This window comes from Neobacillus sp. NPDC093127, assembly GCF_044754175.1.
In the GTDB taxonomy this organism is placed as follows: domain Bacteria; phylum Bacillota; class Bacilli; order Bacillales; family Cytobacillaceae; genus Neobacillus.
The window spans coordinates 1-25,290 of the sequence record NZ_JBIVOP010000021.1 but is presented as its reverse complement, the minus strand read 5'-3'; the positions used below and the strand labels follow the sequence as shown (position 1 = coordinate 25,290).

Annotated in this window: 22 protein-coding genes, 1 rRNA gene and 1 riboswitch; of the genes, 2 read left to right on the top strand and 21 right to left on the bottom strand. The window is 43.8% G+C overall.

Translation table 11 applies throughout. The annotated features are described in order from the left end of the window. Positions 1-4 precede the first annotated feature (4 nt). The 6 genes from ligA to ACIQCO_RS22555 all read right to left on the bottom strand — a co-directional run bounded on the left by ligA (position 5) and on the right by ACIQCO_RS22555 (position 8,457). The gene (gene ligA, locus ACIQCO_RS22580) at positions 5-2,011 is read right to left on the bottom strand and encodes an NAD-dependent DNA ligase LigA (RefSeq protein ID WP_400433002.1); all 2,007 of its coding nucleotides are present in this window, start codon (positions 2,009-2,011) and stop codon (positions 5-7) included. A gap of 58 nt (positions 2,012-2,069) precedes the next feature. Beyond that, entirely contained in the window at positions 2,070-4,352 is a 2,283-nt protein-coding gene (gene pcrA, locus ACIQCO_RS22575) for a DNA helicase PcrA (protein ID WP_400432999.1), read from the bottom strand. Positions 4,353-4,424: 72 nt separating this feature from the next. Then, positions 4,425-5,108 carry a heptaprenylglyceryl phosphate synthase gene (gene pcrB / locus ACIQCO_RS22570; RefSeq protein WP_400432996.1) on the bottom strand — a complete coding sequence of 228 codons (684 nt, stop codon included), beginning with the start codon at positions 5,106-5,108 and terminating at the stop codon, positions 4,425-4,427. 139 nt (positions 5,109-5,247) lie between these two features. After that, positions 5,248-5,562: a YerC/YecD family TrpR-related protein gene (locus ACIQCO_RS22565; protein WP_024026477.1), complete on the bottom strand. Its 315-nt coding sequence runs from the start codon at positions 5,560-5,562 to the stop codon at positions 5,248-5,250. A 28-nt stretch (positions 5,563-5,590) separates the two neighbouring features. Then, positions 5,591-6,640 carry a DUF3048 domain-containing protein gene (locus tag ACIQCO_RS22560; RefSeq protein WP_400432992.1) on the bottom strand — a complete coding sequence of 350 codons (1,050 nt, stop codon included), beginning with the start codon at positions 6,638-6,640 and terminating at the stop codon, positions 5,591-5,593. Positions 6,641-6,711: 71 nt separating this feature from the next. Then, positions 6,712-8,457: an adenine deaminase C-terminal domain-containing protein gene (locus tag ACIQCO_RS22555; RefSeq protein ID WP_400432989.1), complete on the bottom strand. Its 1,746-nt coding sequence runs from the start codon at positions 8,455-8,457 to the stop codon at positions 6,712-6,714. A gap of 166 nt (positions 8,458-8,623) precedes the next feature. Between ACIQCO_RS22555 and ACIQCO_RS22550 the strand changes: the two genes are divergently transcribed. After that, positions 8,624-8,929, top strand: a complete 306-nt coding sequence (locus ACIQCO_RS22550) for a YgaP family membrane protein (RefSeq protein ID WP_400432986.1) — start codon at positions 8,624-8,626, stop codon at positions 8,927-8,929. A gap of 498 nt (positions 8,930-9,427) precedes the next feature. On the opposite strand, the gene purD is transcribed toward ACIQCO_RS22550, so the two are convergent. The 14 genes from purD to ACIQCO_RS22480 form a co-directional block, all read right to left on the bottom strand. Continuing rightward, positions 9,428-10,702, bottom strand: coding sequence for a phosphoribosylamine--glycine ligase (gene purD, locus ACIQCO_RS22545; RefSeq protein WP_400432983.1), 1,275 nt, complete (start codon positions 10,700-10,702; stop codon positions 9,428-9,430). A 388-nt stretch (positions 10,703-11,090) separates the two neighbouring features. After that, positions 11,091-12,626, bottom strand: coding sequence for a bifunctional phosphoribosylaminoimidazolecarboxamide formyltransferase/IMP cyclohydrolase (gene purH, locus ACIQCO_RS22540; RefSeq protein WP_400432980.1), 1,536 nt, complete (start codon positions 12,624-12,626; stop codon positions 11,091-11,093). Further along, positions 12,623-13,207 (bottom strand): phosphoribosylglycinamide formyltransferase, encoded by a 585-nt coding sequence (gene purN, locus ACIQCO_RS22535; RefSeq protein WP_400432977.1) that lies wholly within the window; start codon positions 13,205-13,207, stop codon positions 12,623-12,625. The genes purH and purN overlap by 4 nt, the downstream gene beginning before the upstream one ends. After that, positions 13,204-14,238 carry a phosphoribosylformylglycinamidine cyclo-ligase gene (gene purM, locus ACIQCO_RS22530; protein WP_400432974.1) on the bottom strand — a complete coding sequence of 345 codons (1,035 nt, stop codon included), beginning with the start codon at positions 14,236-14,238 and terminating at the stop codon, positions 13,204-13,206. The genes purN and purM overlap by 4 nt, the downstream gene beginning before the upstream one ends. A gap of 5 nt (positions 14,239-14,243) precedes the next feature. Next, the gene (gene purF / locus ACIQCO_RS22525) at positions 14,244-15,644 is read right to left on the bottom strand and encodes an amidophosphoribosyltransferase (protein WP_400432971.1); all 1,401 of its coding nucleotides are present in this window, start codon (positions 15,642-15,644) and stop codon (positions 14,244-14,246) included. Further along, positions 15,620-17,845 carry a phosphoribosylformylglycinamidine synthase subunit PurL gene (purL, locus tag ACIQCO_RS22520; RefSeq protein ID WP_400432968.1) on the bottom strand — a complete coding sequence of 742 codons (2,226 nt, stop codon included), beginning with the start codon at positions 17,843-17,845 and terminating at the stop codon, positions 15,620-15,622. The genes purF and purL overlap by 25 nt, the downstream gene beginning before the upstream one ends. Continuing rightward, complete coding sequence (purQ, locus tag ACIQCO_RS22515; protein ID WP_400432966.1) at positions 17,829-18,512, bottom strand: phosphoribosylformylglycinamidine synthase subunit PurQ; 684 nt, start codon at positions 18,510-18,512, stop codon at positions 17,829-17,831. The genes purL and purQ overlap by 17 nt, the downstream gene beginning before the upstream one ends. Beyond that, positions 18,509-18,763: a phosphoribosylformylglycinamidine synthase subunit PurS gene (purS, locus tag ACIQCO_RS22510; RefSeq protein ID WP_400432963.1), complete on the bottom strand. Its 255-nt coding sequence runs from the start codon at positions 18,761-18,763 to the stop codon at positions 18,509-18,511. The genes purQ and purS overlap by 4 nt, the downstream gene beginning before the upstream one ends. Next, positions 18,756-19,469, bottom strand: coding sequence for a phosphoribosylaminoimidazolesuccinocarboxamide synthase (gene purC, locus ACIQCO_RS22505; RefSeq protein WP_400432960.1), 714 nt, complete (start codon positions 19,467-19,469; stop codon positions 18,756-18,758). The genes purS and purC overlap by 8 nt, the downstream gene beginning before the upstream one ends. A 341-nt stretch (positions 19,470-19,810) precedes the next feature. Further along, complete coding sequence (purB, locus tag ACIQCO_RS22500) at positions 19,811-21,109, bottom strand: adenylosuccinate lyase (protein ID WP_400432957.1); 1,299 nt, start codon at positions 21,107-21,109, stop codon at positions 19,811-19,813. Between the two features lie 3 nt (positions 21,110-21,112). Continuing rightward, positions 21,113-22,267, bottom strand: a complete 1,155-nt coding sequence (gene purK, locus ACIQCO_RS22495; protein ID WP_400432954.1) for a 5-(carboxyamino)imidazole ribonucleotide synthase — start codon at positions 22,265-22,267, stop codon at positions 21,113-21,115. Continuing rightward, positions 22,254-22,742, bottom strand: coding sequence for a 5-(carboxyamino)imidazole ribonucleotide mutase (purE, locus tag ACIQCO_RS22490; protein WP_400432951.1), 489 nt, complete (start codon positions 22,740-22,742; stop codon positions 22,254-22,256). The genes purK and purE overlap by 14 nt, the downstream gene beginning before the upstream one ends. Before the next feature lie 127 nt (positions 22,743-22,869). Beyond that, positions 22,870-22,971, bottom strand: a riboswitch (purine riboswitch). A gap of 90 nt (positions 22,972-23,061) precedes the next feature. Continuing rightward, the gene (locus ACIQCO_RS22485) at positions 23,062-23,259 is read right to left on the bottom strand and encodes an NETI motif-containing protein (RefSeq protein ID WP_400432948.1); all 198 of its coding nucleotides are present in this window, start codon (positions 23,257-23,259) and stop codon (positions 23,062-23,064) included. Next, complete coding sequence (locus ACIQCO_RS22480; RefSeq protein ID WP_400432945.1) at positions 23,256-23,798, bottom strand: DUF2179 domain-containing protein; 543 nt, start codon at positions 23,796-23,798, stop codon at positions 23,256-23,258. The genes ACIQCO_RS22485 and ACIQCO_RS22480 overlap by 4 nt, the downstream gene beginning before the upstream one ends. Before the next feature lie 118 nt (positions 23,799-23,916). Here ACIQCO_RS22480 and ACIQCO_RS22475 point away from each other — a divergent pair, with 118 nt between their 5' ends. Continuing rightward, positions 23,917-25,164 (top strand): TolB family protein, encoded by a 1,248-nt coding sequence (locus tag ACIQCO_RS22475; RefSeq protein WP_400432942.1) that lies wholly within the window; start codon positions 23,917-23,919, stop codon positions 25,162-25,164. A gap of 34 nt (positions 25,165-25,198) precedes the next feature. Here ACIQCO_RS22475 and rrf read toward each other — a convergent pair. Then, a 5S ribosomal RNA gene (gene rrf, locus ACIQCO_RS22470) occupies positions 25,199-25,290 on the bottom strand; the annotation flags it as partial.

Sequence of the window (25,290 nt, the reverse complement as noted above, 5' to 3'; positions counted from 1 at the left end):
CCTCTTATTTATTTAATTCTTCTAAAAGCTTCTCCTCATCCCAGACTTCAATGCCCAGCTCTTCTGCTTTCTTTAACTTCGAACCAGCGTCAGCACCGGCAATGACGAGATGTGTTTTTTTGCTCACACTGCCTGCGACATTTCCGCCAAGTGCTTCAATCTTTTCCTTGGCATCATTTCGCGCTAATTGCTCGAGCTTTCCTGTAAGGACGACTGTTTTTCCGGAAAAAACCGAATCTGATTCTGCGGCCGATACCGGTTTAGCTCCTTTATATTCCATATTTACCCCGGCAGTAACTAATTCATTGATGAGTTCCTTTGCTTCGTCTTGTTCAAAGAAGGCAACAATGGAATCAGCCATCTTATCGCCGATTTCGTTAATCGCGATTAATTCGTCCTTAGAAGCAATCGCAAGTTTATCCATTGAATCAAAGTGGAGCGCCAGCGTTTTTGCTGCTTTCGCACCGACATGACGGATACCAAGACCAAATAACAGTTTTTCAAGCGAATTGCTTTTGGAGGCTTCAATCGCTTTTATTAGATTAGAAACTGACTTTTCGCCCATTCTTTCAAGGGCTAAAAGCTGTTCACTTGTCAGTTTATAAATATCAGCAACATCGCTGATTAATTTTTCGGCAAACAGCTGACTGATGACCCTTTCGCCAAGGCCGTCGATATTCATCGCGTTCCTTGAGACAAAGTGGATCAAGCCTTCGCGAATTTGTGCTGGGCATTTAGGGTTGATACAGCGCAGTGCCACTTCACCCTCAAGGCGTACAAGCTCACTCTCACACTCGGGACAATGGGTTGGCATCTTGAAATCCACTTCGCTGCCTGTTCGGAGATCTGCCAGCACATTGACCACTTCCGGAATAATATCGCCTGCTTTTTTAACGACGACTTTATCGCCAATCTTAATATCCTTCTCGCGGATTAAATCCTCATTGTGCAGGGAAGCCCGCTGTACCGTTGTTCCCGCTACCTTAACAGGCTCTAAAATAGCCGTCGGAGTAATCACCCCTGTCCTGCCGACACTTAACTCGATATCTATTAGTGTGGTCACCACTTCTTCAGCCGGGAATTTAAAAGCAATTGCCCAGCGCGGACTTTTTGCTGTCGTGCCAAGCTCATCCTGTTGCTCTAAGGAATCGACTTTGATGACAATACCATCAATTTCGTAAGGGAGATTTGGGCGCTTTTCGACCCAGTCATTTACAAACTGGACCACTTCATCAATAGATGCACATTTCTGCCGTTCTTTATTCGTTTTAAAACCAAGATGATCCAAGTAATCCAGGCCATCACTGTGAGACACTGCCCCAATTGCTTCTGGATTGCCAATTCCATATAGGAAGACATCCAATTTTCTCGAAGCAGCAATCTTCGGGTCAAGCTGTCTCAGTGATCCCGCAGCGGCGTTCCTCGGATTGGCAAACAGCTCTTCGCCGCGTTCCGTTCGTGCCTGATTCAATGCTTCAAACGAGCGCTTCGGCATAAAGGCTTCGCCGCGGACCTCTAACGAAACAGGTTCCCGTAAACGCAGGGGAATCGATTTGATGGTTTTTAGATTAGCGGTAATATCTTCACCGATCGTTCCATCACCGCGGGTAGCGCCTTGGACAAATAGACCGTCTTCATACCGTAAGGAAACAGCAAGCCCGTCAATTTTCAGCTCACATACATAGGAAAAGTTATCGCCGACCGCCTGGCGGATGCGGCGGTCAAAGTCTCTTAAATCCTGTTCATTAAAGGCATTCCCAAGGCTTAACATCGGGGTGCGGTGCTCAACCTTTTCAAAAAGTGCGAGAATGGCTCCTCCAACACGGACTGAAGGAGAATCTGGCGTTTTTAACTCCGGGAACTTTTCTTCCAGCTTCAGCAGTTCCTGCATGAGCTTGTCATATTCTGCATCTGGTACAGATGGTTTGTCTAGCACATAATATTCATAGCCATATTGATTCAATAGGCTTCTAATTTCATTGATTGTCTGTTCAGCGATTTGAAGGTCCATATATCCAGCCCTTTCGTAATAATTCCCTAAGTATTTGACGCAGCCTGTGGAGTAATTGTTACGCTTTTTTTATTGGTGCAAATTTTGCCAAGAGGCGTTTGATTCCAACTGGACTCGGAAAAGCAATATCAAGCTCAGTTCCTTCGCCTTGGCCTTTTACACTAACGACTGTACCGGTTCCCCATTTACCATGCTCCGCTTTATCGCCAACCTTCCAGCCGGTTTCTTCGCCACTGGATGCCGCGGAAACAGGCCTTGTCACCGGTTTTCGTTTGGCTGCCGGGGTAGCGAATGATCTTGATGCTCCAAATGAGGAATTTCCAGATGAACCATAAGAAGTTCCTGATGACCCAAAAGTTCTTCCATTAGAGCCAAATGGTGTATTCATCCGATTCGCAGGTTCCACACCTTCAATCAAATCTTCCGGTATCTCACTGATAAACCTTGAAGCCGGATTCATATTCGTTCTCCCAAACAAGGTTCTCATTTGGGCATTGGTGATAAATAAGCTTTGCTCTGCCCTAGTAATACCGACATAGGCCAAGCGGCGTTCCTCTTCCATCTCCATCTCTTCCATAAGTGAACGGCTATGCGGGAATACCCCTTCTTCGAGACCAATCAAGAAGACAACCGGAAATTCCAATCCTTTTGCAGAGTGTAAGGTCATCAGTGTAATCGAATCGGCCTTTTCTCCATCATCATCCAATGAATCAATATCGGCAACAAGTGCTAAATCCGTTAAAAACGCAACAAGGCTTCTATCTTCACTGGTGTCTTCAAAGTTTTTCGTTACCGATAATAATTCCTCGAGGTTTTCTAGACGGCTTTGTGCTTCCAGCGATTTTTCCGCTTTAAGCATTTCACGATAGCCAGTCTTTTCAAGAACCTCTTCCACTAATTCTGTAACCGAGAGGAACTCCTGCATGTTCGTGTAATTACGAATTAAATCATGGAATTCACGGGCTGCTTTTGTGATTTTCGGGCTAAGGCCGATTAATTCGACAGAATCCAACGCCTGATATATTGAAATATCGTTTATTGCAGCAAAATCAGCCATTTTATCGACAGAGGTAGACCCAATTCCGCGTTTTGGAACATTGATCACGCGCCGTAAACTAATGTCATCATCTGGATTTGAAATCAAGCGTAAATAAGCAAGCATATCCTTAATTTCTTTCCTGTCATAGAACTTAGTACCGCCAACGATGGCATATTCAATATTTGATTTCAGTAACACTTCCTCCATGACACGTGACTGTGCATTGGTGCGATAAAGAATCGCAATGTCGGAAAGTTTTTTTCCATCTCGGGTTAATTCTTTGATTTTCCCAGCAACGAATTGGGCTTCGCCCTGCTCACTGTCGGCACGGTAATAAACCAGTTTGTTCCCCTCAGGGTTCTCTGTCCACAGATTCTTTGCCTTCCGGTTCATATTGTTTTCGATGACCTTATTTGCGGCAAGCAAAATCCTTTTTGTCGAGCGATAGTTTTGCTCAAGGAGAATAACGGTTGCGTTCGGGTAGTCTTTTTCGAATGATAGGATATTAGCAATATCGGCACCGCGCCACCTGTAAATCGACTGATCAGAATCCCCGACCACACAAAGGTTTTGGAAGCGATTCGCAAGCATTTTGACTAACATATACTGGGCTCTGTTCGTATCCTGGTACTCATCGACGTGAATATATTGAAATTTACGCTGATAATACTCGAGTACATCCGGTACCCGCTGAAATAATTGAATCGTCATCATGATTAGATCATCGAAGTCGAGTGCCTGATTTTTCCGTAATCGCTTCTGGTATTCCGTATAAACATCACTTACGGTTTGTTCAAAATAACCTCCGGCCGTTTTCGCATATTCCTCTGGGTCAATCAGTTCGTTTTTAGCTGAGCTGATGGAGCCTAGGATAGCGCGCGGATCAAACTTCTTCGGATCGAGATTTTTGTCTTTGAGGATCCCTTTAACGACGGATTGCTGGTCGGTTGTGTCCAAAATCGTAAAATTGCGGTTAAAGCCCATTCGGTCGATATCGCGGCGTAAAATTCTTACACACATCGAGTGAAAGGTAGATATCCAAATTTCCTCAGCCACACCGCCCATCATTTTCCCGATTCTTTCTCTCATCTCGCGTGCGGCTTTATTTGTAAACGTAATCGCTAAAATATTATAGGGATTCACTCGTTTTTCGACGATTAAATAACCAATTCGATGTGTTAATACTCTTGTTTTTCCACTGCCGGCACCTGCCATCAAGAGAAGCGGGCCGTCAGTTGCTTTTACGGCACTTTGCTGCTCCGGATTCAGGCCATTTAAAAGCTTATCTGTTAAAAATTGCACTTCTTCCACCACCATTTTACAAACATTTGTTCTTGTTTTTATTTTAACGTGATTTTCACTTTTAAGCAAATTCTAGTTGACACTTTTTACCGTTTCTAATGCTTGATCAAACTCATCATAAATAGCGTTTCCGATAACAATGACATCGGCATGCTTGGCCATTTCCGCGGCTTGTTCGAGGGTAGAAATCCCGCCGCCATAAAAGAGGGTTGTGTTTTCAAGCACCTTTTTCACTTCGGCTACCACTGTGGGGTCCCCGTATTTTCCGCTATATTCCAAGTAGAAGATTGGGAGTTGAAACATCTTTTCAGCCATCATCGCATAGGCCTTCACATCATCAATGGTGATGTTTGTATTGGCGTTCGTCAGTTTCGCGGCCTTGCAATCCTCATTCAAGATACAGTAGCCTTCCATCGCGAATTCTTCCCAATTAATGATTTCTCCAAATTCCTTAACCGCTTGATGGTGCAGCCCGGTAATCCATTTCGGATCACGGCTATTTAAAATGGTCGGAATAAAGTATAAGTCAAAGCCCGGTGTAACGGTCTCAATACTTGAAACTTCAAGGACACATGGAACCGTAAAGCGGCGAACTCGCGCCATTAAGTCGAGGACGTTTTCAAGTGTCACTCCGTCAGTTCCGCCAACAATCACGGCATCTGTGCCCGATTCGCAGATTTTTTCTAATTTATCATCGGATATTTCTTTATTTGGGTCGAGTTTAAACACATGCCTCCACTCGCGATAGTCATACATCCAAAGATCCCCCATTCATCATTCCATTACACCATTATAGCATTTGACGATTCGATAAAAAAAGAAAACACTGATTCTATTTATAGAAATGTTAACCAACGTAAAAAGAAAAGCCGAAGAGGCATTCTCTTCGGCTTAGTTATTCTTCTTCAGGCTTGCTGTTTTCATCTTTAATTCGCTCAAGGACCATTTCATACGTATCGTTGCCAAAGTTTAAACAGCGTTTGACACGGGAAATCGTTGCGGTGCTGGCCCCTGTTTCTGTTTCAATTTTATGGTACGTGTTTCCGTCCCGAAGCATACGTGCTACGTCAAGACGCTGTGATAATGATTGAATTTCATTAATCGTGCACAAATCGTCAAAAAAGCGATAACATTCTTCGAGATCCTTTAGTGAGAGAACGGCTTGAAATAATTGATCTAATTCTTTACCGCGTAATTTATTAATTTGCATATTGTTTACCCCTTAATTGATGAAATGTTTATTTTGCGTTAAATGAAACGCTTTTTTCCAGTCCAGGATTAGTCGGTACCACATTCACCCATGTTTTGCCTGGAACGAATGGCACTTCTTTACCATCTTTAACAGCCACAATCTGGCCGTCCTTGTTTGCCCATTCCACTTCGTTAACCTTGCCCATTTGCAGCAAATAAGCCTTGCCGCCTGACTTGAAATCAATATCGCGTCGTCCAACTGAATCGATTACTTGATGGTTTGTTTCAATTATAAAAATATTATTAAGTAAAACGGGTTCATTTGTATCTAAATCGACTGATTGCTCGCCGCCAGAAAACCGTTTAAATTTACCAAGGGCAGCATCAAATTCGAAGCTGGAATCAGAGATCCCGCCTGATGAATAGGTAATTTTCACTGACTGTGCCTCGTCACCGGTCACGTTTTTACTGTCTTCCTCCGATAAAAACTTGAAGGCCGGCGGACTTTTTTCCAGCGAATACTTCTTTTGTTCGGAACCCTTTAAAATATTATCATACGTTATATAGGAATTATGTGGTGCCTTCCGGGTACTGGACCGTTTAAATAGTGTACCATCATAAACCATGCCATTAAGATTGTCGATATAATTGCCCTCGAGCATTTTCTTAGCTTCTTCACTCCAGCCATGAGCAATATAAAGCGCATTTAGTCCTTTAGCCAGGTCGATATAATAATCGCGGGCACTGCGGACTGGACCGATATTCGCCGGTTTTTCACTTTGAAACACAGCTAGAAAGCGGGTAATATCACCCTCTGCCAATACCTCATAAACAATGTCAGCCTTGTTCAAGCCCGATTGCGGCCTTGCCTTTGGATGATTATTAATCATGACGGCAACAGCCCTTCCCTTTGTTTGTGTCTCAGAGCCTATGCCTGTTAACGGATAAAAATACGGGGCACCCTGTTTCTCTTCCGCTTTTTCCTCAGCCTTATTGACTGTTTTTTCCTTCTTTACTGGTTCTTTTACTTTCTCCTTATGACTACATCCAGAAAGTAATAACAAGATTGCTGCAAAGGCGGCAGCCCATTTCTTCATTCAACGAACACCCCTATTTCCTCCAAGGCTCAAAATCACTTTCACGCTTTAACTCATTAATTATTTACAGTTTAACGCATTATTGACGGAAAGAGTACTGTTTTATTCATCACATCATACATCCCCTGCTGGGTAATCCGAATATAAGGTAAATGGGTTGATGAAAAGAACAGCAGACTATAAATTGGGTCTGAAAAAGAATAGCCCCTAGCTCGCAGCTCTTCAGACAACCTTTTTTCTTGGACCATTAAGTCTTCCATAGGAAGGTCTGACATAATTCCATTTAAATGAAGCGGCAGCTCGCAAACCACCTGATCATCCTCGACCATGACAATCCCGCCGCCTAATTCTTTCATTCTATTAAAAGCCAGAAGCAAATCTTGTTTATTTTTCCCGATTAAAATAATATCACCGGTATTGGAAAACGAGCTGGCTAACGCCGACAACTTTGATGCGAAGCCTTTTAACAGCGTATTAATCCGCCATTTCCCGTTACGATCAATTAAGGTAAAATAACATTCATCATGATCGTGCGACAATTCATCCCCTGATACATCAATCGCAATCGAGTAGGGCTTGGTGATTACCGAGTTTTCCATTTTGATCCCAAAAGGCATTGAGAATTGTAAATCATCCATCGTTAATTCCCAATCCAGTTCCATCTCTTTCAAGCCATATTCCTTCCATTTCAATGGCGGATAAGTAACTTCTGTTTTCACTCCGTCCCGTTTTACCCATTTTCCTTTCGCCAGGACCGAAACAGGTGCAGGGTTTTCAATACTCGATAAAAAGTTAATATTGGCGATGCGTCCAGTGGCAATTTGCCCATGTAAATGGTCGATATTGTAGTATCTAGCGATATTGACAGTTGCCATATTATAGGCATCGATAATCGGAACCCCTTTTTCAATGGCAATTCGGATCATCAAGTCGTTCATCCCTTGTTCGTAAAAGGCGGAGGATGATCCGTCGGTATTAAAGATTAATCGATCATATGCCTCGATGCCAAGTCTCTTCATATCGTCCAAAATTTGCGGCAAATCGGGCCGGATGGAAGAATATCTTAATGACACCATATACCCTTGCATTAAACGCTTATAAACCTCTTCACCTGTCATCGCTTCATGGTCACAGTCCGTCCCGAGGAGCATCATTTTTGCTAAAGTTTTTTCAGATGCTCCAGGAAAATGACCCTCAATTTTCTTACGCATCCGTTTTGCTTCTTGAATCCAGTGAAGCATCATATCATCACCATTAAGCAGTCTGGGCCAGCCTGTTAGCTCTCCGCCCTGGAGGACTGCATCATGTTCAAGCCATGACTTAATATTACTGTTCGAAAATATCTCTTCTTCATGAAGAATTTCCGTTTGTGAATCAAAGCGGCTCCACCAATACATCGTCGTCGGAATTGAACGCAGGTCTTTTAATAATGAAAAGGCTTCCCTTTTTTTCAAATTTAACATTAATGCCATGTTGTCATTTATTAATGTTGTCGTCCCAAACTGGGATGCATAGGCTGCAAGCGTTTGGGGATTATATAATTGAAAGGGATGAGCATGCGGCTCGATGTATCCTGGTACAAGAATTTCATTTGTGCAGTCAATGACTTCACAGTTTTCGATATGTGTTGGCAGATTCTCGCCAACATAAACAATCCGATCTTCATAAATCCAAATATTTGCCCTCATCCACTTTCGAAATGACTGATTTAAATATAAGGCGTTTTTCAATAATATGGTGGGAGACGTTTTCCCATCCAACACGGATATGTGCATACGCAGGTGTTTGTTTTTCCAACGGTAACGTTGTTCCAGCATATGATATCCCCTCCCTTTATTTATACTATCTATATAATAAAATCTTGATTTAATAACAAAGAAAGCCCTTACAAAACTTCTTTTATTATTATACTATCATATTTTACCGTTTAACGCAGTAAAGAATTGATAAATATTGTAAAGAATTTGTGAAGGAGTGAGCAAAATGAATATCAAACCCAATATTGGCCTATTAAACGCATTAATCCGGATTACAATTGGACTAACCATGTTATCCTGGTGTACGGCAAAACTTGTAAAACACCCTTGGCGGGATTCCTATCTGTTTGTAGCCCTATGCGGCGCGATGAAGGTAGCAGAGGGAATCGTCCGCTATTGCCCAATAACGGCATTATATGAAAGATGCCAGGAAATGATGCCGGAAAAATCAGCGGTTGTCGATTCGATGGATGGTATGGAGGGATTGACGAATTTGGATGGGGATCAGGGTGTGCCTTACAATCCGACTTGAGGGTAAATACTCAAGATTAGATTCCATGAAGATAATATTTAAAAAATGTCCTCATGATTGGCTCATGAGGACATTACTACTGAAAAATTTTCTCATTGAACTAACACCACGTTAATCACTTATATATTGCCAGGATGGATAGAAAAATACATATAATTGCTGAAGTAAATAAGATAACAGAAGTTACAAGATTTCTCCTAAATTTAATAGCATATGCACAAAAAAAGATTGCCGCAGCTAATTTGGAAGAGCTTTGAAAATAAGCATTATTCGAAAAAAAAGAGCTGCTAAAAATAATTGAAGTAAGCAAAGTTGTAGAAATTAGTATTTTAAACCACAAAGGCTCTTTTAGGAATTGTTTAATCATAAATTTTATCCACTGCATAACGGTATGACTCCCTTCAATACACCTTCATTTCTAAATTAAGCATATGATGTATTCTTGAAAAGTAATACCTACCTTTTGCAATGGTTTTACAATAATTCCTATGTGCTTACTTAGCCTATAACAGGTTGAATCGCTTTAATACCAATGTCTTTTCGATAAAAAACTTCATCACAAGTTAATTTCCCTAGTTCGCGATAAACTCTTTCCTGTGCCTCAACCAAGGATTCTGCCTTTGCCCCAACTAGCAGCACCCTGCCCCCGGCGGTAACAAATTCACCCAATTCATTTTTAACCGTTCCAGCATGAAAAGTGACTACTTTTACATTATTAATGTCAGCTAATCCTGAAAGCACGGCACCCTTTTGATAAACCTCCGGATACCCTTTTGCTGCCACCACAACGCCGACCATCATTTGGTCATCCCAGATTAATTCAGGGTGCTTTCCATCCAGTAGCTCTAAAATCACTTGAACCAAATCAGATTTCAGTCTTGGTAAAACTACCTGTGTTTCCGGATCGCCAAAGCGGGCGTTAAACTCGATGACTTTTGGTCCATCGGCAGTATCAATCAACCCTGCATATAAAATCCCGCAAAAGCTGCGGTTTTCTTGCACCATTGCTTTTGCAGCGGGTTTTAGGACGGTGTCGATGGCGGTCTGCACCGTAACCGCGCCAATTTGAGGAACCGGTGAATAAGCCCCCATCCCACCGGTATTCGGTCCTAGGTCGCCATCATATGCCCGTTTATGATCCTGAGCAATTTCCAGCGGCACAACGATTTCCCCATTTACAAATGCCATGAGAGAAAATTCCTCGCCACTTAAAAATTCCTCAATCACGACCCGTGAAGAGGCCCCGCCAAACTTCGCCTCGATTAGCATTTCTTCAAGGCTTTCGAGCGCTTCCTCTTTTGTTAAGGCAACTGTAACACCTTTGCCCGCCGCCAATCCGTCAGCTTTAATGACAATCGGTGCCCCTTTTTCTTCGACATATTTACGTGCTTCTTCATAAGAAGTAAAAACAGCATAATCGCCAGTGGGAATTTGGTATTTCTTCATTATTTCTTTGGCAAAAGACTTGCTTCCTTCAATCTCTGCCGCTGCTTTTCGCGGTCCGAATACCTTCAAGCCCGCCGCTTCGAATTTGTCGGCAAGACCTTCTAGGAGAGGGACTTCCGGACCGATAATCGTTAGGCCAACTGCTTGGTCTTGGGCAAATTGAATGAGCAGTTTGTGCTGTGACTCCTCGATTGGAACCAGCTCCGCGACATCTGTCATCCCGTCATTACCTGGTGCAACAAATACCTTTTCTACAAGCGAGCTCTCGCTTACCTTTTGACAGATGACATGCTCTCTTCCGCCGCGGCCAATGATTAGTATGTTCACCCAACTCACCTCTTTATAATGTTTCGCTCTTTTCTAAAAGATTGATACTTTTATGATTCGCTGATAAATAGCCCAGATTCGCTGATAAATCTAAAAATTCGCTGATAAATAGGTCAGAATCGCTGATAAACCTATAAAAATCGCCGATATATGATTTGATCTCGCTAAAAGCATCCAAAAATCCAATGAAAAGGTGTAATTTTACACCATTTTAACTTTTTAAGGGGTAAGTTAAGGTAAAAACTACCTTTTCGACAGTTAGAGCACGTTTTACGACAGTTGAAGACAGTTTTACGACAGTTGGACCCTGGTTTATGACAGTTGTAGCACGTTTTTCGACAGTTGGTCCCCGGTTCACGACAGTTGGAGCCGGCTTTCCTAAAACAGCCTAATGTTTAAAATGCCTTACCCCCGTAAATACCATTGCGATCCCATATTCATCTGCTTTTTTAATAGAATCTTCGTCACGAATCGAACCACCCGGCTGAATAATCGCGGTAATTCCAGCCTTTGCCGCCGCTTCGACGGTATCATCCATTGGAAAAAAGGCATCGGAAGCGAGTGCAGCACCTTCTGCTTTTTTACCGGCCTGCTTTAGAGCAATTTCAGCGGAGCCAACGCGGTTCATTTGCCCGGCGCCAATTCCAATCGTCATGTCTCCATTAGCGACAACAATTGCATTCGACTTCACATGTTTTACAACCTTCCAGCCCAACTTTAATGCGTCCCACTCGGCAGGAGTCGGCTGTCTTTTCGTCGGAACCTTGATTTCGGCATCATCCAATGTGAACAGGTCTTGCTCCTGAACAAGTAATCCTCCCTTAATTGAGGTCAATTTCAGCTCAGATTTTTTCACACCAGAAAACGGAATCGTTAACAGTCGAAGATTCTTTTTGCCTGTTAAAATCGCTAACGCCTCTTCTGAGTACGATGGTGCAATAATAATCTCAAGGAATATTTCATGGAGCTTTGCTGCCGTTTCTGCATCCACTTCACGGTTAAAGGCAATGATGCCGCCAAAAATGGAAACAGGATCGGCTGCAAACGCCTTTGTAAATGCTTCAAACCCTGTTTTACCAGTACCGACACCACATGGGTTCATATGTTTTACTGCCACTGCCGCTGGTTCCGTAAACTCCTTAACAATTTGCAGTGCCGCATCGGCATCATTAATATTATTGTAAGAAAGTTCTTTGCCGTGAAGCTGCTCAGCATAGGCAATCGAGAACGATGAGCCCAATGGCTTTTGATAAAAGGCTGCCTGCTGATGCGGATTTTCCCCGTAACGGAGTGTCTGCTTTAATTCATATGTAACCGTTAATTTTTCCGGAGTTGCTTCCTCGGCAAGATTTGTCATGTAATCCGCAATGAGTGCGTCATAAGCTGCAGTATGGCGGAACACTTTAGCGGCAAGCCTTACCCTCGTTTCCAGCTTTGTTTTACCTTCAGCTTTCAACTCTGCTACTACCGTTTCATAATCGGACGAGTCAACCACAACAGTTACATATTGATGATTCTTAGCAGAGGCACGGAGCATCGTTGGACCACCGATATCGATATTTTCAATTGCCTCAGCAACACTTACATCCGGATTTTCAATGGTTTGCTGGAAAGGGTACAAATTGACACAAACAAGCTGAATCGGCTCGATTCCGTGTTCTTCTAGCTGTTTTTGATGTTCCTCGTCGTCCTGTTTTGCCAGTAAGCCGCCATGAATCAATGGGTTTAACGTCTTAACCCGCCCTTCGAGAATTTCCGGAAAGCCAGTAACATCACTAACCCCCAGCACCGGTAATCCCTGCTCTTGCAGCATTTTTTTCGTTCCTCCGGTAGAGATGATTTCAAAGCCAAGGCTGACGAGCTCTTTCGCAAACTCGCTCACTCCACTTTTATCAGAAACACTAATAAGCGCACGTTTTTTCATCTTGTTTCAACCTCTTCTCTTGTCATCAGCATTTGTAGTATCTCAGGATACAGTTTGTGTTCAATCACCTGTATTTTCCGTTGCAGGCTTTCATGGGTCTCATTTTCAGCAATCCGGACCCGCTCCTGGACAATAATCGGCCCCGTGTCCATGCCTTCGTCGACAAAATGGATGGTGACACCACTCCAATTTGCTTTTGCCGCGAGCGCTTGGCCAATCGCATCTTTGCCTGGAAACGCCGGAAGCAACGAAGGATGAATATTCACGATTCGCCCTTCATACTCCTTAAGCAGTGTTGACCCAATTAAGCGCATATACCCGGCCAGCACAATTAAATCAACGTTCTTTTCCTTCAGCAGCAAAGCAATTTCCGTTTCGTAGTCTGTTTTACTTGGATAGTCTTTCGGAAAAAAAACAAAAGCAGGGATGCTTGCCACATTGGCTCGTTCAATGACGTACGCCCCTGGTTTGTCGCAAACCAGCAATGAAATATTCGCCTCAAGCTTTCCCTCTTGAACCACTTCGAGGATCGCCTGAAAATTACTACCGCTTCCTGATGCAAACACAGCAATATTTTTCATCGCCGCCCACCAAAGCCTTTGATGTTCAATCCCGCTTGATCCGTCACGATGCCCAGTTCATACGCCGTTTCACCAACCTGGTGGAAATGCTCAAGCAAGTCAGGCGCATCTTCCTTGTTAACGGCAATGACCATACCGATACCCATGTTAAAAATATTATACATTTCTCGATAATCGATTTGTCCCACTTCAGAAATCAACTTAAACACGGACGGAATATGCCAGTTTTTCTCATTTAATTCTGCCCCGAGTCCAGCAGGCAGCATCCGCGGTATATTTTCAATAAAACCGCCGCCAGTAATATGGGCCATGCCTTTAATTTGGAATTTTTTTAATGCAGACAGAATCGGCTTCACATAGATTTTTGTGGGCTTAAGTAATTCTTCGCCTAATGTACAGCCGAGTACATCAACAAACTCGATTAACGACCAGTTATTAAACACTTTTCTGACAAGCGAGTAGCCATTGCTGTGAATACCGCTTGAGGCGAGGCCGATTAGTACGTCACCTGGTGCGATGGTTTCGCCGGTAATTAACGCCGGCTTTTCACACGCACCTACCGAAAATCCGGCAAGATCGTACTCATCCTCCCGATAAAGCCCCGGCATCTCTGCTGTTTCGCCGCCAATTAAGGCGCAGCCAGCCTGCTCGCAGCCATCAGCAATCCCCTTGACAATCGCCTCGATTTTTTCAGGAACCGCCTTGCCGCATGCAATATAATCTAAAAAGTAAAGCGGCTCTGCACCTTGTACAACGATATCATTGACACACATCGCGACCGCATCAATGCCAATCGTGTCATGGCGGTCCATCATGAAGGCGATCATTAGCTTCGTGCCCACGCCATCGGTGCCTGACACCAAAACCGGCTCTTTTAACCCGAGCACAGATAGGTCAAACATGCCGCCAAAGCCGCCGAGGCTACCTAAGACGCCGGTCCTCGCTGTTCGCTGTACATGCTTTTCCATTCTCTCAACCGCTTCATAACCCGCCTCAATGTTCACACCTGCTTGTTTATACGCATTCGCCACGGTCATCAACCCCTTTGATAATAGTATTGAAGTGTATCGGGATAAATTTCTGTTGGATAATTTCCGGTAAAGCAGCCAAGGCAGTAGCCGCTGTCCTGCCCAAGCGCTTCGACCATGCCGCCTGCGCTTAAAAACGTTAATGAATCGGCACCAATGAGGTCGCGGATTTCCTCTACTGATTTATCAGAAGCAATCAATTCTTCCTTCGAAGATGTATCAATCCCGTAAAAACACGGATTTTTAATCGGAGGAGAACTGATGACCACATGCACCTCTGTCGCTCCTGCATCTTTCAGCATTTTGACAATTCTTCTGCTCGTCGTGCCGCGGACAATCGAATCATCAACCATGATGACGCGTTTTCCTTCCACAACACCACGAACAGGTGACAGCTTCATTTTTACCCCTTGCTCCCTGAGGGATTGTGACGGCTGGATAAACGTTCTGCCGACATATTTGTTTTTAATTAAGCCCATTTCATAAGGAATCCCCGCTGCCTCAGCATAACCAATCGCTGCCGAAATACTGGAATCCGGCACTCCGGTCACGACATCCGCATCAATTGGAGCTTCAACAGCCAATCTTTTTCCTAAGTTTTTGCGGGCAGTATGAACATTAATGCCTTGGATATTACTATCAGGTCTTGAAAAATAAACATACTCCATCATGCAGATTGCTTTTGTCGTACTCATTGCAAATCGCTCTGACGTTAGGCCATTTTCGTTAATGATTAACAGCTCACCTGGCTGAATATCACGGATATATTCCGCTCCGATGACATCAAAGGCACATGTTTCCGATGCGACAACATACGCATCACCGAGGCAGCCAAGTGAAAGCGGCCTTAATCCATGGGGATCGAGTGCCACCATTAACTCCGTTTCGGTCATGATTAAATAGGCATAGGCCCCTTTTAACATTGAAAGGGCATTTTTCACGCGGTCGTTCATATGAGGAAAGCCGCTTCTTCTAATTAAATGGGCCAAAACCTCTGTATCAGAGCTTGTTTGAAAAATACTCCCCTGCGTTTCAAGCTGATGCTTTAAGGAATTCGCATTAACAAGGTTGCCATTATGAGCAAGTGCCAGGCTGCCGCTTTGCGAATGGAACAAGAGCGGCTGGACGTTCTCATAGCCGCCGCCCCCTGCCGTTGCATAACGAACATGGCCGATAGCGGCAGATCCGGTTAATTCCGCCACCGCTTCTGCCGTAAAAATCTCCGCCACTAGCCCTTCACCTTTAACGCCTTTAAGCGTTTTTCCATCAGAAACGACGATACCAGTTCCTTCCTGGCCGCGGTGCTGCAGGCTATGGAGCCCGTAATAGGTTAATTGCGCGGCATCCGGATGTCCAAAGACACCAAAGATGCCGCACTCTTCGTTTAATCCTTTGATTTCAGCAAGCATGGGATCGCCCCTTTCCAGGCAGCTTTTAATTCATTTATTGAACCCTCAAGTATAGGTTCACTTTTTGTTAGAACTCGTAATGTTGCCGAATTATTCACTTCACCGATAAGGGCTGCTTCTACTAAGCTTTCAAACTCCGCTTGGTGTTCTTTCTTTACGGATAAAAGAAAACGAGATTGGCTTTCACTGAATAATGCCGTTACATGATTTCCCGTAATCGTCACTTTCGCACCTAATGTTTCACTGCCGAATAGGCATTCTGCCAAGGCTACTGCTAAGCCGCCTTCTGACAGGTCATGAGCAGATTGAACTACGCCTGAACGAATCGCAGCTAGAACCTGTTCTTGCGTTTCTTTTTCCAATTCAATCGTTAATTCCGGTGCTTTTCCGGAAATGCTGCCGTTTAACAGCTTTTGCAGCTCGCTGCCGCCAAATTCCGGTTTTGTTTCTCCAACCAGATAAATCAGGTCACCGCTATTTTTAAAATATTGTGTTGTAATATGGTCGATGTCAGTTACAAGGCCAACCATGCCAATGACAGGTGTTGGATAAATCGCTGTGCCGCTTGTTTCGTTATACAATGACACGTTACCGCCGATGACAGGTGTCTCGAGTACTCGGCATGCTTCACTAATCCCGTCGGCTGCTTTTTCAATTTGCCAGAATACCTCTGGCTTTTCGGGATTTCCGAAGTTCAGGTTATCGGTAATCGCTAACGGCTCGGCACCCGAACAGATAATGTTGCGGGCTGCCTCAGCGACGGCAATTTTTCCGCCGGTTTCCGGATCCAAATATACATAGCGGGAGTTACAGTCTGTGGTCATCGCGAGTGCTTTCCGGGTGCCGCGAATCCGGAGGACCGCCGCATCTGAACCTGGAGAGACAACGGTATTGGTGCGGACCATATGGTCATATTGCTCATATACCCATTCCTTGCTCGCCACGGTCGGCTGGCTTAATAGTTGTACTAAAGTTTCTTTTAAATCATCGACTTGCGGGATTTCCTGTTCCATTGCTTGGAATTCTTGAAAATAGGATGGCTCTTGTGAAGGCTTAAGGTATACAGGTGCATCCTCTGCTAAGGCATCCACCGGTACATCTGCTACCGTTTCGCCTTTATGGATTAAACGCAGGTTTTTATCATCGGTTACCGTTCCAATGGCCACTGCTTCTAAATCGTATTTTTCAAAAAGCTCGGCGATTTCCGGTTCGCGGCCCTTCTTAACCACAATCAGCATCCGCTCCTGCGATTCTGACAGCATCATTTCATAGGCGGTCATTCCGGTTTCCCGCTGCGGGACAAGGTCCAAATTCATCTCGATGCCCATTCCTGCCTTGCTTGCCATTTCCGCGGAGGAGCTTGTCAGGCCGGCAGCGCCCATGTCCTGGATTCCGACAAGCGCATCAGATTGAATCAGCTCTAAGCAGGCCTCGAGGAGTAATTTCTCCATGAATGGGTCACCCACTTGAACAGCCGGCCGTTTCTCATCGGATTGCTCGGTTAATTCTTCTGAGGCAAAGGTGGCGCCATGAATCCCATCGCGGCCTGTCTTCGCCCCTACATACATAACCGTATTGCCTAAGCCGTGCGCTTGGCCTTTTTGAATATCCTTATGATCGATAAGGCCGACGCACATCGCATTCACAAGCGGATTCCCCTCGTAGCAAGGGTCAAATTGAATTTCGCCGCCAACAGTCGGGATGCCAATACAATTGCCGTACCCTGCGATGCCGGCAACGACTTCTTTAAATAAATAGCGCACCCTCGCGGAATCAAGCTCGCCAAAGCGAAGCGAGTTTAATAGAGCAATAGGACGGGCTCCCATCGAAAAGACATCGCGGATTATGCCGCCGACACCGGTTGCCGCACCTTGGTATGGTTCAATCGCCGATGGATGGTTGTGGCTTTCTATTTTAAAAACAACCGCCTGGCCATCGCCGATATCGACAATCCCCGCGCCCTCACCAGGACCTTGCAGGACTCTTTCGCCGGTCGTCGGGAATTTTTTAAGGACTGGTTTTGAATTCTTATAGCTGCAGTGTTCTGACCACATCACGGAAAAAAGGCCTGTTTCGGTATAATTCGGCGTGCGGCCAAGGATGGTTTCAACCATTGTAAATTCATCATCTGACAAACCCATTTGCTGATATAGTTTGTCTGCTTTAATTTGAGTCGGATTTGGTTCAAGCGTTAACAACATGTGCTTCCCTCCAAGTTTTCACAATCGATTGAAACAATTTAAGTCCATCGGCGCTGCCGAGCAGCTCATCGACAGCTCTTTCTGGGTGAGGCATCATCCCGAGGACATTGCCCTTTTCATTCGTAATGCCCGCGATATCTTCCAAGCTCCCGTTTGGATTATGCTGATAGGTAAACACGATTTGATTATTCGCTTTTAATTGTGCAAGTGTTTCCTCGTCGCAATAATAATTTCCTTCACCATGGGCGACAGGGATTGTGATGGTTTTCCCTTGTTCGTATTCAGCGGTAAAGATCGTTCTGTTGTTTTCCACCTTTAGTTGGACAGGTTTGCAAATAAAGGAAAGAGTCTCATTCCGTCTCATCGCACCCGGCAGCAGGCCTGCTTCTAAGAGGATTTGAAATCCGTTGCACACGCCAAGGACTGGCCTGCCGGCTTCGGCCGCTTTGACTACTTCTTTCATCACTTTGCTAAAGCGGGCAATGGCACCTGTCCGGAGGTAATCTCCATAAGAAAACCCGCCAGGCAGAAGAATTCCGTCATATTCAGCTAAGCTTTCCGTATCGTGCCAGACATATTCAACTTCTTCACCAAGTTCATCGCCAATCGCATGAAACATATCGACATCACAGTTCGAGCCTGGAAAAACAATTACCGCAAACTTCACAGGAAGACACACTCCTCTACTTCGTAACGGTAGTCCTCAATCACTGGATTTGCGAGGAGGCCCGTGCAAATTTCATTAATGACCTCATCGATGTTGCGCTCTGATTTTTCCACGGTTAATTCCATATATTTGCCGATGCGGACATCGGTTACTTCTTTGTAGTTTAAAGCATGTAGGGAATGAGTTACGGCCTTTCCTTGCGGGTCTAATACACTTTCCCTTAACGTGACAAATACCTTTACCTTATACATGCTGATGACCTCCAAGTCTTGTTAAAATCGTTTCGTAGGCTTCGGTTAAGCTTCCTAAATCGCGGCGGAATACATCCTTATCAAGCTTTTCATTTGTCTGTTGATCCCACAGCCGGCAGGTATCAGGGGATATTTCGTCTGCCAGTAAAATTTGCCCTTTTTCGTCTTTGCCAAACTCGAGCTTAAAGTCGATCAGACGAATACCAAGTTCATTGAAAAAGCTTGATAAAGCTGTATTGATTTCGAGTGCTTTTTCTCGTAAAACTGCTGTTTCTTGGACGGTTGCTACGTTGAGCTCAAGGATGTGATCAACTGTTACGAGCGGATCTCCAAGCTCGTCATTTTTTAGATAAAATTCAACGAGAGGGGCTGCTAGCCGTTTACCCTCTACGATTCCCAATCGCTTGGAGAGGCTTCCCGCCGCGACATTGCGAACGACTACTTCAAGCGGAATAATGGTAACTTTCTTAACCAGCTGCTCGGTGGCGGAAATTTTTTTGATAAAGTGTGAAGGGATTCCGTGTTCTTGTAGCTTTAAAAATAACAAACTAGTAATCTCGTTATTTAAACGGCCTTTACCCGTGATTATTTCCTTTTTTTGGCCGTTGAATGCGGTCGCTGAATCTTTGTATTCAACTAAAACGGTGTTCTCCTCATCTGTCTTGTAAATCCGCTTAGCTTTTCCTTCATAAAGCAGTTCCTTCATCGTGGGACACTCCTTAATTTGCAATATTGGGAATTTTCAGGATAGAAGTGGCTACACGTTCAATATGTAGCCTTGCTTCTCTGGTTTCGTTCTTATTCCAAGCTCTAAAACGATTTTTGTGACTGTGAACTCTCTATTTTTCGCTCAACGGGCACAATTATTTCTTTTTGTGACCGCCAACCCTCTTTTTCCCGGTCAACGGGCACAATTACCTTTTTTTGTGACCCTCAACCTTCTTTTTCCCGGTCAACGGGCACAATTATTTCTTTTTGCGACCGTGAACCCTCTTTTTCCCGGTCAACGGGCACAATTAATTGTTTTTATGACTCGGGAACCCCCACTTAACCATTCAACCCTAATCGATCAAAAATGGTATCCACATGCTGCAGATGGTAATGATAATCAAAACAATCGGCAATTTCCTCGTCAGAGAGCAATGAGGTAATTTTCCCTTCTGCCTCGATTAAGCCGCGGAATTGAACTTGCTGCTCCCATGCCTCCATCGCTTTTGGCTGTACCGTGTCATAGGCCTCTTCCCGGGACAACCCCTTATCAATCAGCGCCAGCAGCACGCGCTGGGAGTAAATTAACCCAAGCGTACGGTCCATGTTGCGCTTCATATTCTCCGGATAGACAGTTAACTTTTTCACAATTCCACCGAAGCGATTTAACATATAATTCAAAGCAATCGTCGCATCCGGCAAAATAATTCGTTCCGCTGAGGAATGGGAAATATCGCGTTCGTGCCAAAGCGGCACATTTTCATAAGCGGTCATCATATAGCCGCGGATTACGCGGGCAAGCCCCGTCATATTTTCCGATCCAATTGGATTGCGTTTATGCGGCATCGCCGACGAACCCTTTTGTCCTTTGGCAAAAAACTCCTCTACTTCACGTGTTTCGCTCTTTTGCAGCCCACGGACTTCAACGGCAAATTTTTCAATCGAAGTGGCAACTAATGCAAGCACGGACAAATAGTGTGCATGGCGATCGCGCTGTAATGTCTGGGTGGAAATTGGCGCTCGGCCAAGGCCTAATTTTTCACAAACATACTGTTCCACGAATGGGTCAATATTGGCGTAGGTTCCAACCGCTCCTGATATTTTCCCAAATTCTACACCTGCTGCGGCCTGCTTAAAACGCTCCAAGTTGCGTTTCATTTCTTCATACCAAAGAGCAAGCTTCAAGCCGAAAGTCGTCGGTTCCGCATGTACCCCATGTGTCCGCCCCATCATCACGGTAAATTTGTGTTCAATTGCTTTATTTTTTAAAATCTCAATAAAATTTTCTAAGTCCTTCAATAAAATCACATTTGCCTGCTTTAAAACATATGAAAGCGCTGTGTCAACCACATCTGTTGAAGTTAAGCCGTAATGTACCCACTTCCGCTCCTCGCCCAATGTCTCTGAAACCGCACGGGTAAAAGCAACGACATCATGCCTTGTTTCTTCCTCTATTTCTTTAATCCGCTCAATGTTAAAAGAAGCATTTTCACGAAGCTTGCGAACATCCTCTTTAGGGATTTCCCCTAATTCAGCCCATGCTTCACAAGCAAGGATTTCCACCTCAAGCCAGGCATTAAAGCGGTTCTCCTCCGTCCAAATGGCTCCCATTTCAGGTCTTGTATAACGATCAATCATGTTTTATCCTCCGATCTTTTCCTTCACTGTCTTCCAAATGCTGCACCCTTCAATCTCGCCTAGTGCCTCTTCTACATTATCACGCAATATCGTGACATGGCCCATTTTCCGCTTCGTTTTCGGCACATTCTTCCCATATAAATGAATCTTCCAGTCTTTCACCGTCGGAATTTCCGTATATAGATTCTCAAGATGCTCTCCTAATAGGTTGACCATAACAGCCGGTTTTAATAGCTCCGTCCTTCCTAATGGCCAATTGCAAATAGCGCGGATATGCTGTTCGAACTGTGATGTCATACAGGCTTCAATCGAAAAATGCCCCGAATTATGCGGTCTTGGCGCTAATTCATTGATATAAATCGTCCCATCACTGGTTACAAACATCTCCACCGCCAATGTCCCGACTACTCCAAGCGAATCAGCCAGCTGCTCCGACTTTTGAATGGCCTTTGCCTGTAAATCTTCCGAAATCCGCGCCGGAACAATTGTTTTATGTAAAATGTTTTCTTCATGAATATTTTCGGCTACTGGAAAAATAGCAGTCTCCCCATTCAGCCCTCGAGTCACAATAACGGAAATTTCCTTTTCAAATGGAATCCATTTTTCCAATACACACATTCCGTGGTTTAGAAGCTCCTCTGCTTTCCCTAAATCCTCCTTACTTTTAACGACAAGCTGACCTTTTCCATCATAACCGCCTCTTGACGTTTTCAACACGGCCGGAAACCCAATCGCCTCTATTTTTAAAAATAATTCCTCACAGCTGCCGACGACTTCATATGGGGCGACCTCAATACCTGCCTGCTGAATCGCTTTTTTTTCTTTAATCCGATCCTGTGTGATCGTCAACAACTCTTTCCCTTGAGGCACATAGGCCTGTTCGCAAATCCATCCTAATGTCTCGGCATCAATGTTTTCGAACTCATAGGTAATGACATCACTTATCTCAGCTAAGCGGCTAATGGCCACGCGGTCATGATAGGCACCTATCACTTCCACATCAGCCACCTGGCCGCATGGGGAATCAGCTGCCGGTTCTAACACCGCAATCCGAAAACCCATTGCCTTGGCCGCCAAAGCCATCATCCGTCCAAGCTGGCCGCCGCCGATAATGCCGATGGTTGCACCAGGTAAAATCGTCTTGTTAAACAAGTTCATCACTACTTTCCAGAACCTCTGCTCTAGTCGTTTCTCTTCTTACTTCCAGTTTTCCCGCTAACTCAGCATCCTCTGTTGCTAAAATTTGCGCAGCCAAAAGACCGGCATTTATCGCCCCTGCTTTTCCAATTGCCACGGTCGCCACCGGCACTCCGCCAGGCATTTGCACAATTGACAGCAACGAGTCTAATCCATTTAAGGCCTGAGATTGAACAGGAACGCCAATCACCGGTAAGATTGTTTCCGCTGCAACCATCCCAGGAAGATGGGCGGCGCCGCCCGCACCGGCAATAATCACCTTTATCCCATTGCCTCTGGCTTCCTCTGCATATGTAAACATCAACTCGGGTGTACGATGGGCCGAAATAACTTTTTTCTCATACGCTATTTCTAATTGCTCCAAAACAGCGCAAGTATGCTTCATCGTTTCCCAATCCGATTTACTTCCCATAATAACTCCAACAATAGCTGGCATCTCATATCCCCCTTAAAAAACCAAAAATACCCGTAACAAACAGCATCTCCGCGAAGAGAAAGCCATTTGTCCGGGCATAATGATGATTATTCCAACATGAAATAAGGGAATGCCCCTTATTGTGCCGAACATATTGACTTTCCCTCATAGTCCAATAATTTACGGTTATTGGGTAGAAACTTATGGGCCATATTCCCATGGATATACAAGGGTAAAGGTAAATTGTTTTATCAACTAGCCTTATCATACCAATCAATTCAGTAAACTGTCAACAAATAAATCGAACATTAACTAGAGAAAAATAAGTAATGTTCGTGTTTTACTCAATTAGCTTGGCTTCAAAGACAATTTGGCGGCCAACTGGCTCGTAAATAGTTTCATTGCCCTTTTTTACTTCTTGAAAAATCGGCTTTTCTATCCGGCGGACAGGGAGATAACCTTCTTGCTTCATTCTATTCAGGCATTCCTCAATACTTTCATTTTCCGCAACCTCAAACTGCATTTTCTTTTTACTCATGAAAATAACTTCCCTCTTTTCACTGATTTCACCCAGAAGCCACCGTGAATCGATTTTGGTTCATAGGAAATAATGAATGCCTTCGGGTCTAACGTTTTAATCGTTTCGTATAGTTTTAACTCAAATTTCCGCGGTGTAAGGATTTGCATCGCCATTCGATTCCCTTCCAGCCCATGTGCAGACCAATCGGTAACACCATAGCCTTTCTCCCTCAATAATTTTGGCAGATCCTTATCGTTTTCTGATGTAATCACATTGACCGTAATATACCCTAATGCCAGCTTTTCCTCAATTTTCATTCCGACAATGACCCCGATGCCATAGCCAACCGCATAAGCAACTAAATTTTGAATTTGATTAAGGTTATTTAAGACAAGCCCGAGGCCAAGAACATAAATAACCACTTCAATCATACTAAGGGACGCTGCCAGATAGCGCTGACCCTTTAAAGTCAAAATCATTCGTATTGTAAAAAAAGAAACATAGACGATATTAATGATCAGGATAATTGCAACCATGATAAAACTATTTTCTAACATAATGATCCCCCTAATTGATTTAGCTTCCTACACTTTAGCACATTATTATTTTAAAACCCCTAAATTTTTTTTATTTGTACAAAATAATATAAAGACGTAAATAAGTGAGGTGCTTTATTTGTTTAAAAAAATATTCCTTTCCATTTCCCTTATCATACTATTTATACCCGTTCAATCAGTCGCTCAAGCAGATCCACTACCAAAAATGAAGGCAGCTTTTATTAGAAACGATGACTTGTGGATCAAAACTGGCAATAAAGAACACAGAATTACAAATGGAGAATATATAAGGTATCCTAAATGGTCTCATGATGGAAATTGGATTGCTTACCTTAAAAGTAGAAATAGTAGTTTTCACAATGGCGAACTCTGGCTTTACAATTTGAATATGGAGAAACATTTCATGGTAAAAGAAGGGGTAAATAACAATTTTCAATGGGCACCCGGGCAAAATAAAATGGGTTTCCTTGTTAATCAAGAATTATTTATCTTAAATACCGAGCCATCTAAGCATTTCCTTGTAACGCAATTAACAAAAAATATCGCTAATTTTTCCTGGCTTCCCAATGGCAGCGGCTTTTTAACTTCTGCAAAGGAAAATAAACAACTAAATTCCGATATCATTTTATCAAAAATACTGCTAAGATCGGATCGGCAAAAACCAGTTTTTAAGCATTTTTACACAGTTCCAGTCGGTGAAAATGAAATCGTAGTAGGCACCAGCCAGTTTAAATGGTCCCACGATCAACAGTGGATTAGTTTTATTTTAAACCCATCTGCATCATTATCTGCTGATAGCAATACACTTTGTTTGGTCTCAGCTGATGGACAAAATTTTCAACACGTGGATGAAATGTTAGATTATCAGGAATGGCTTCAATGGGCGCCAACCAAAAGCTTTCTCGGATATATCCGTGGATTTGGGAGGGAAGCAAATATAAATAAACAAGTAAAGCTGGTTCGAGTTCCTTCCTTTCACAATGAACTTTTCACACCAAAAGGATACGTCGACCGAGATTTATTTTGGAAAAATGACAGGACAATCTTCGTTTCCCGTTCTAAGGAAATCAAACAAGCCGCCCTGGATAAAAGACCTTTACCAAGCCTTTATGAGAGTGATATCTCCACGTTTACGAATAAGCAAATAACCCATCCAGCAAAACATGAAGGTGACTTTGCACCGCAATTTTTTCAGGGTCAGCTTCTTTGGGTTAGAACGGATACACAGACTGCCAATATATTCGTTTCTCGAACAGATAATATGAAGGAAATAGCGTGGATAAAAAATCTTACAGTAGCAAGTGCGTATTATTCAAAGTGGAGCTGGGAGGAGGTATTTAGTTTATACAACGGCAAGGAAGCATGAAAAAAAGACAACCATTTAAGGTTGTCTTTTGTTTGCCTGGCAGCGTCCTACTCTCACAGGGGCGCCTGCCCCAACTACCATCGGCGCTGAGAAGCTTAACTTCCGTGTTCGGTATGGGAACGGGTG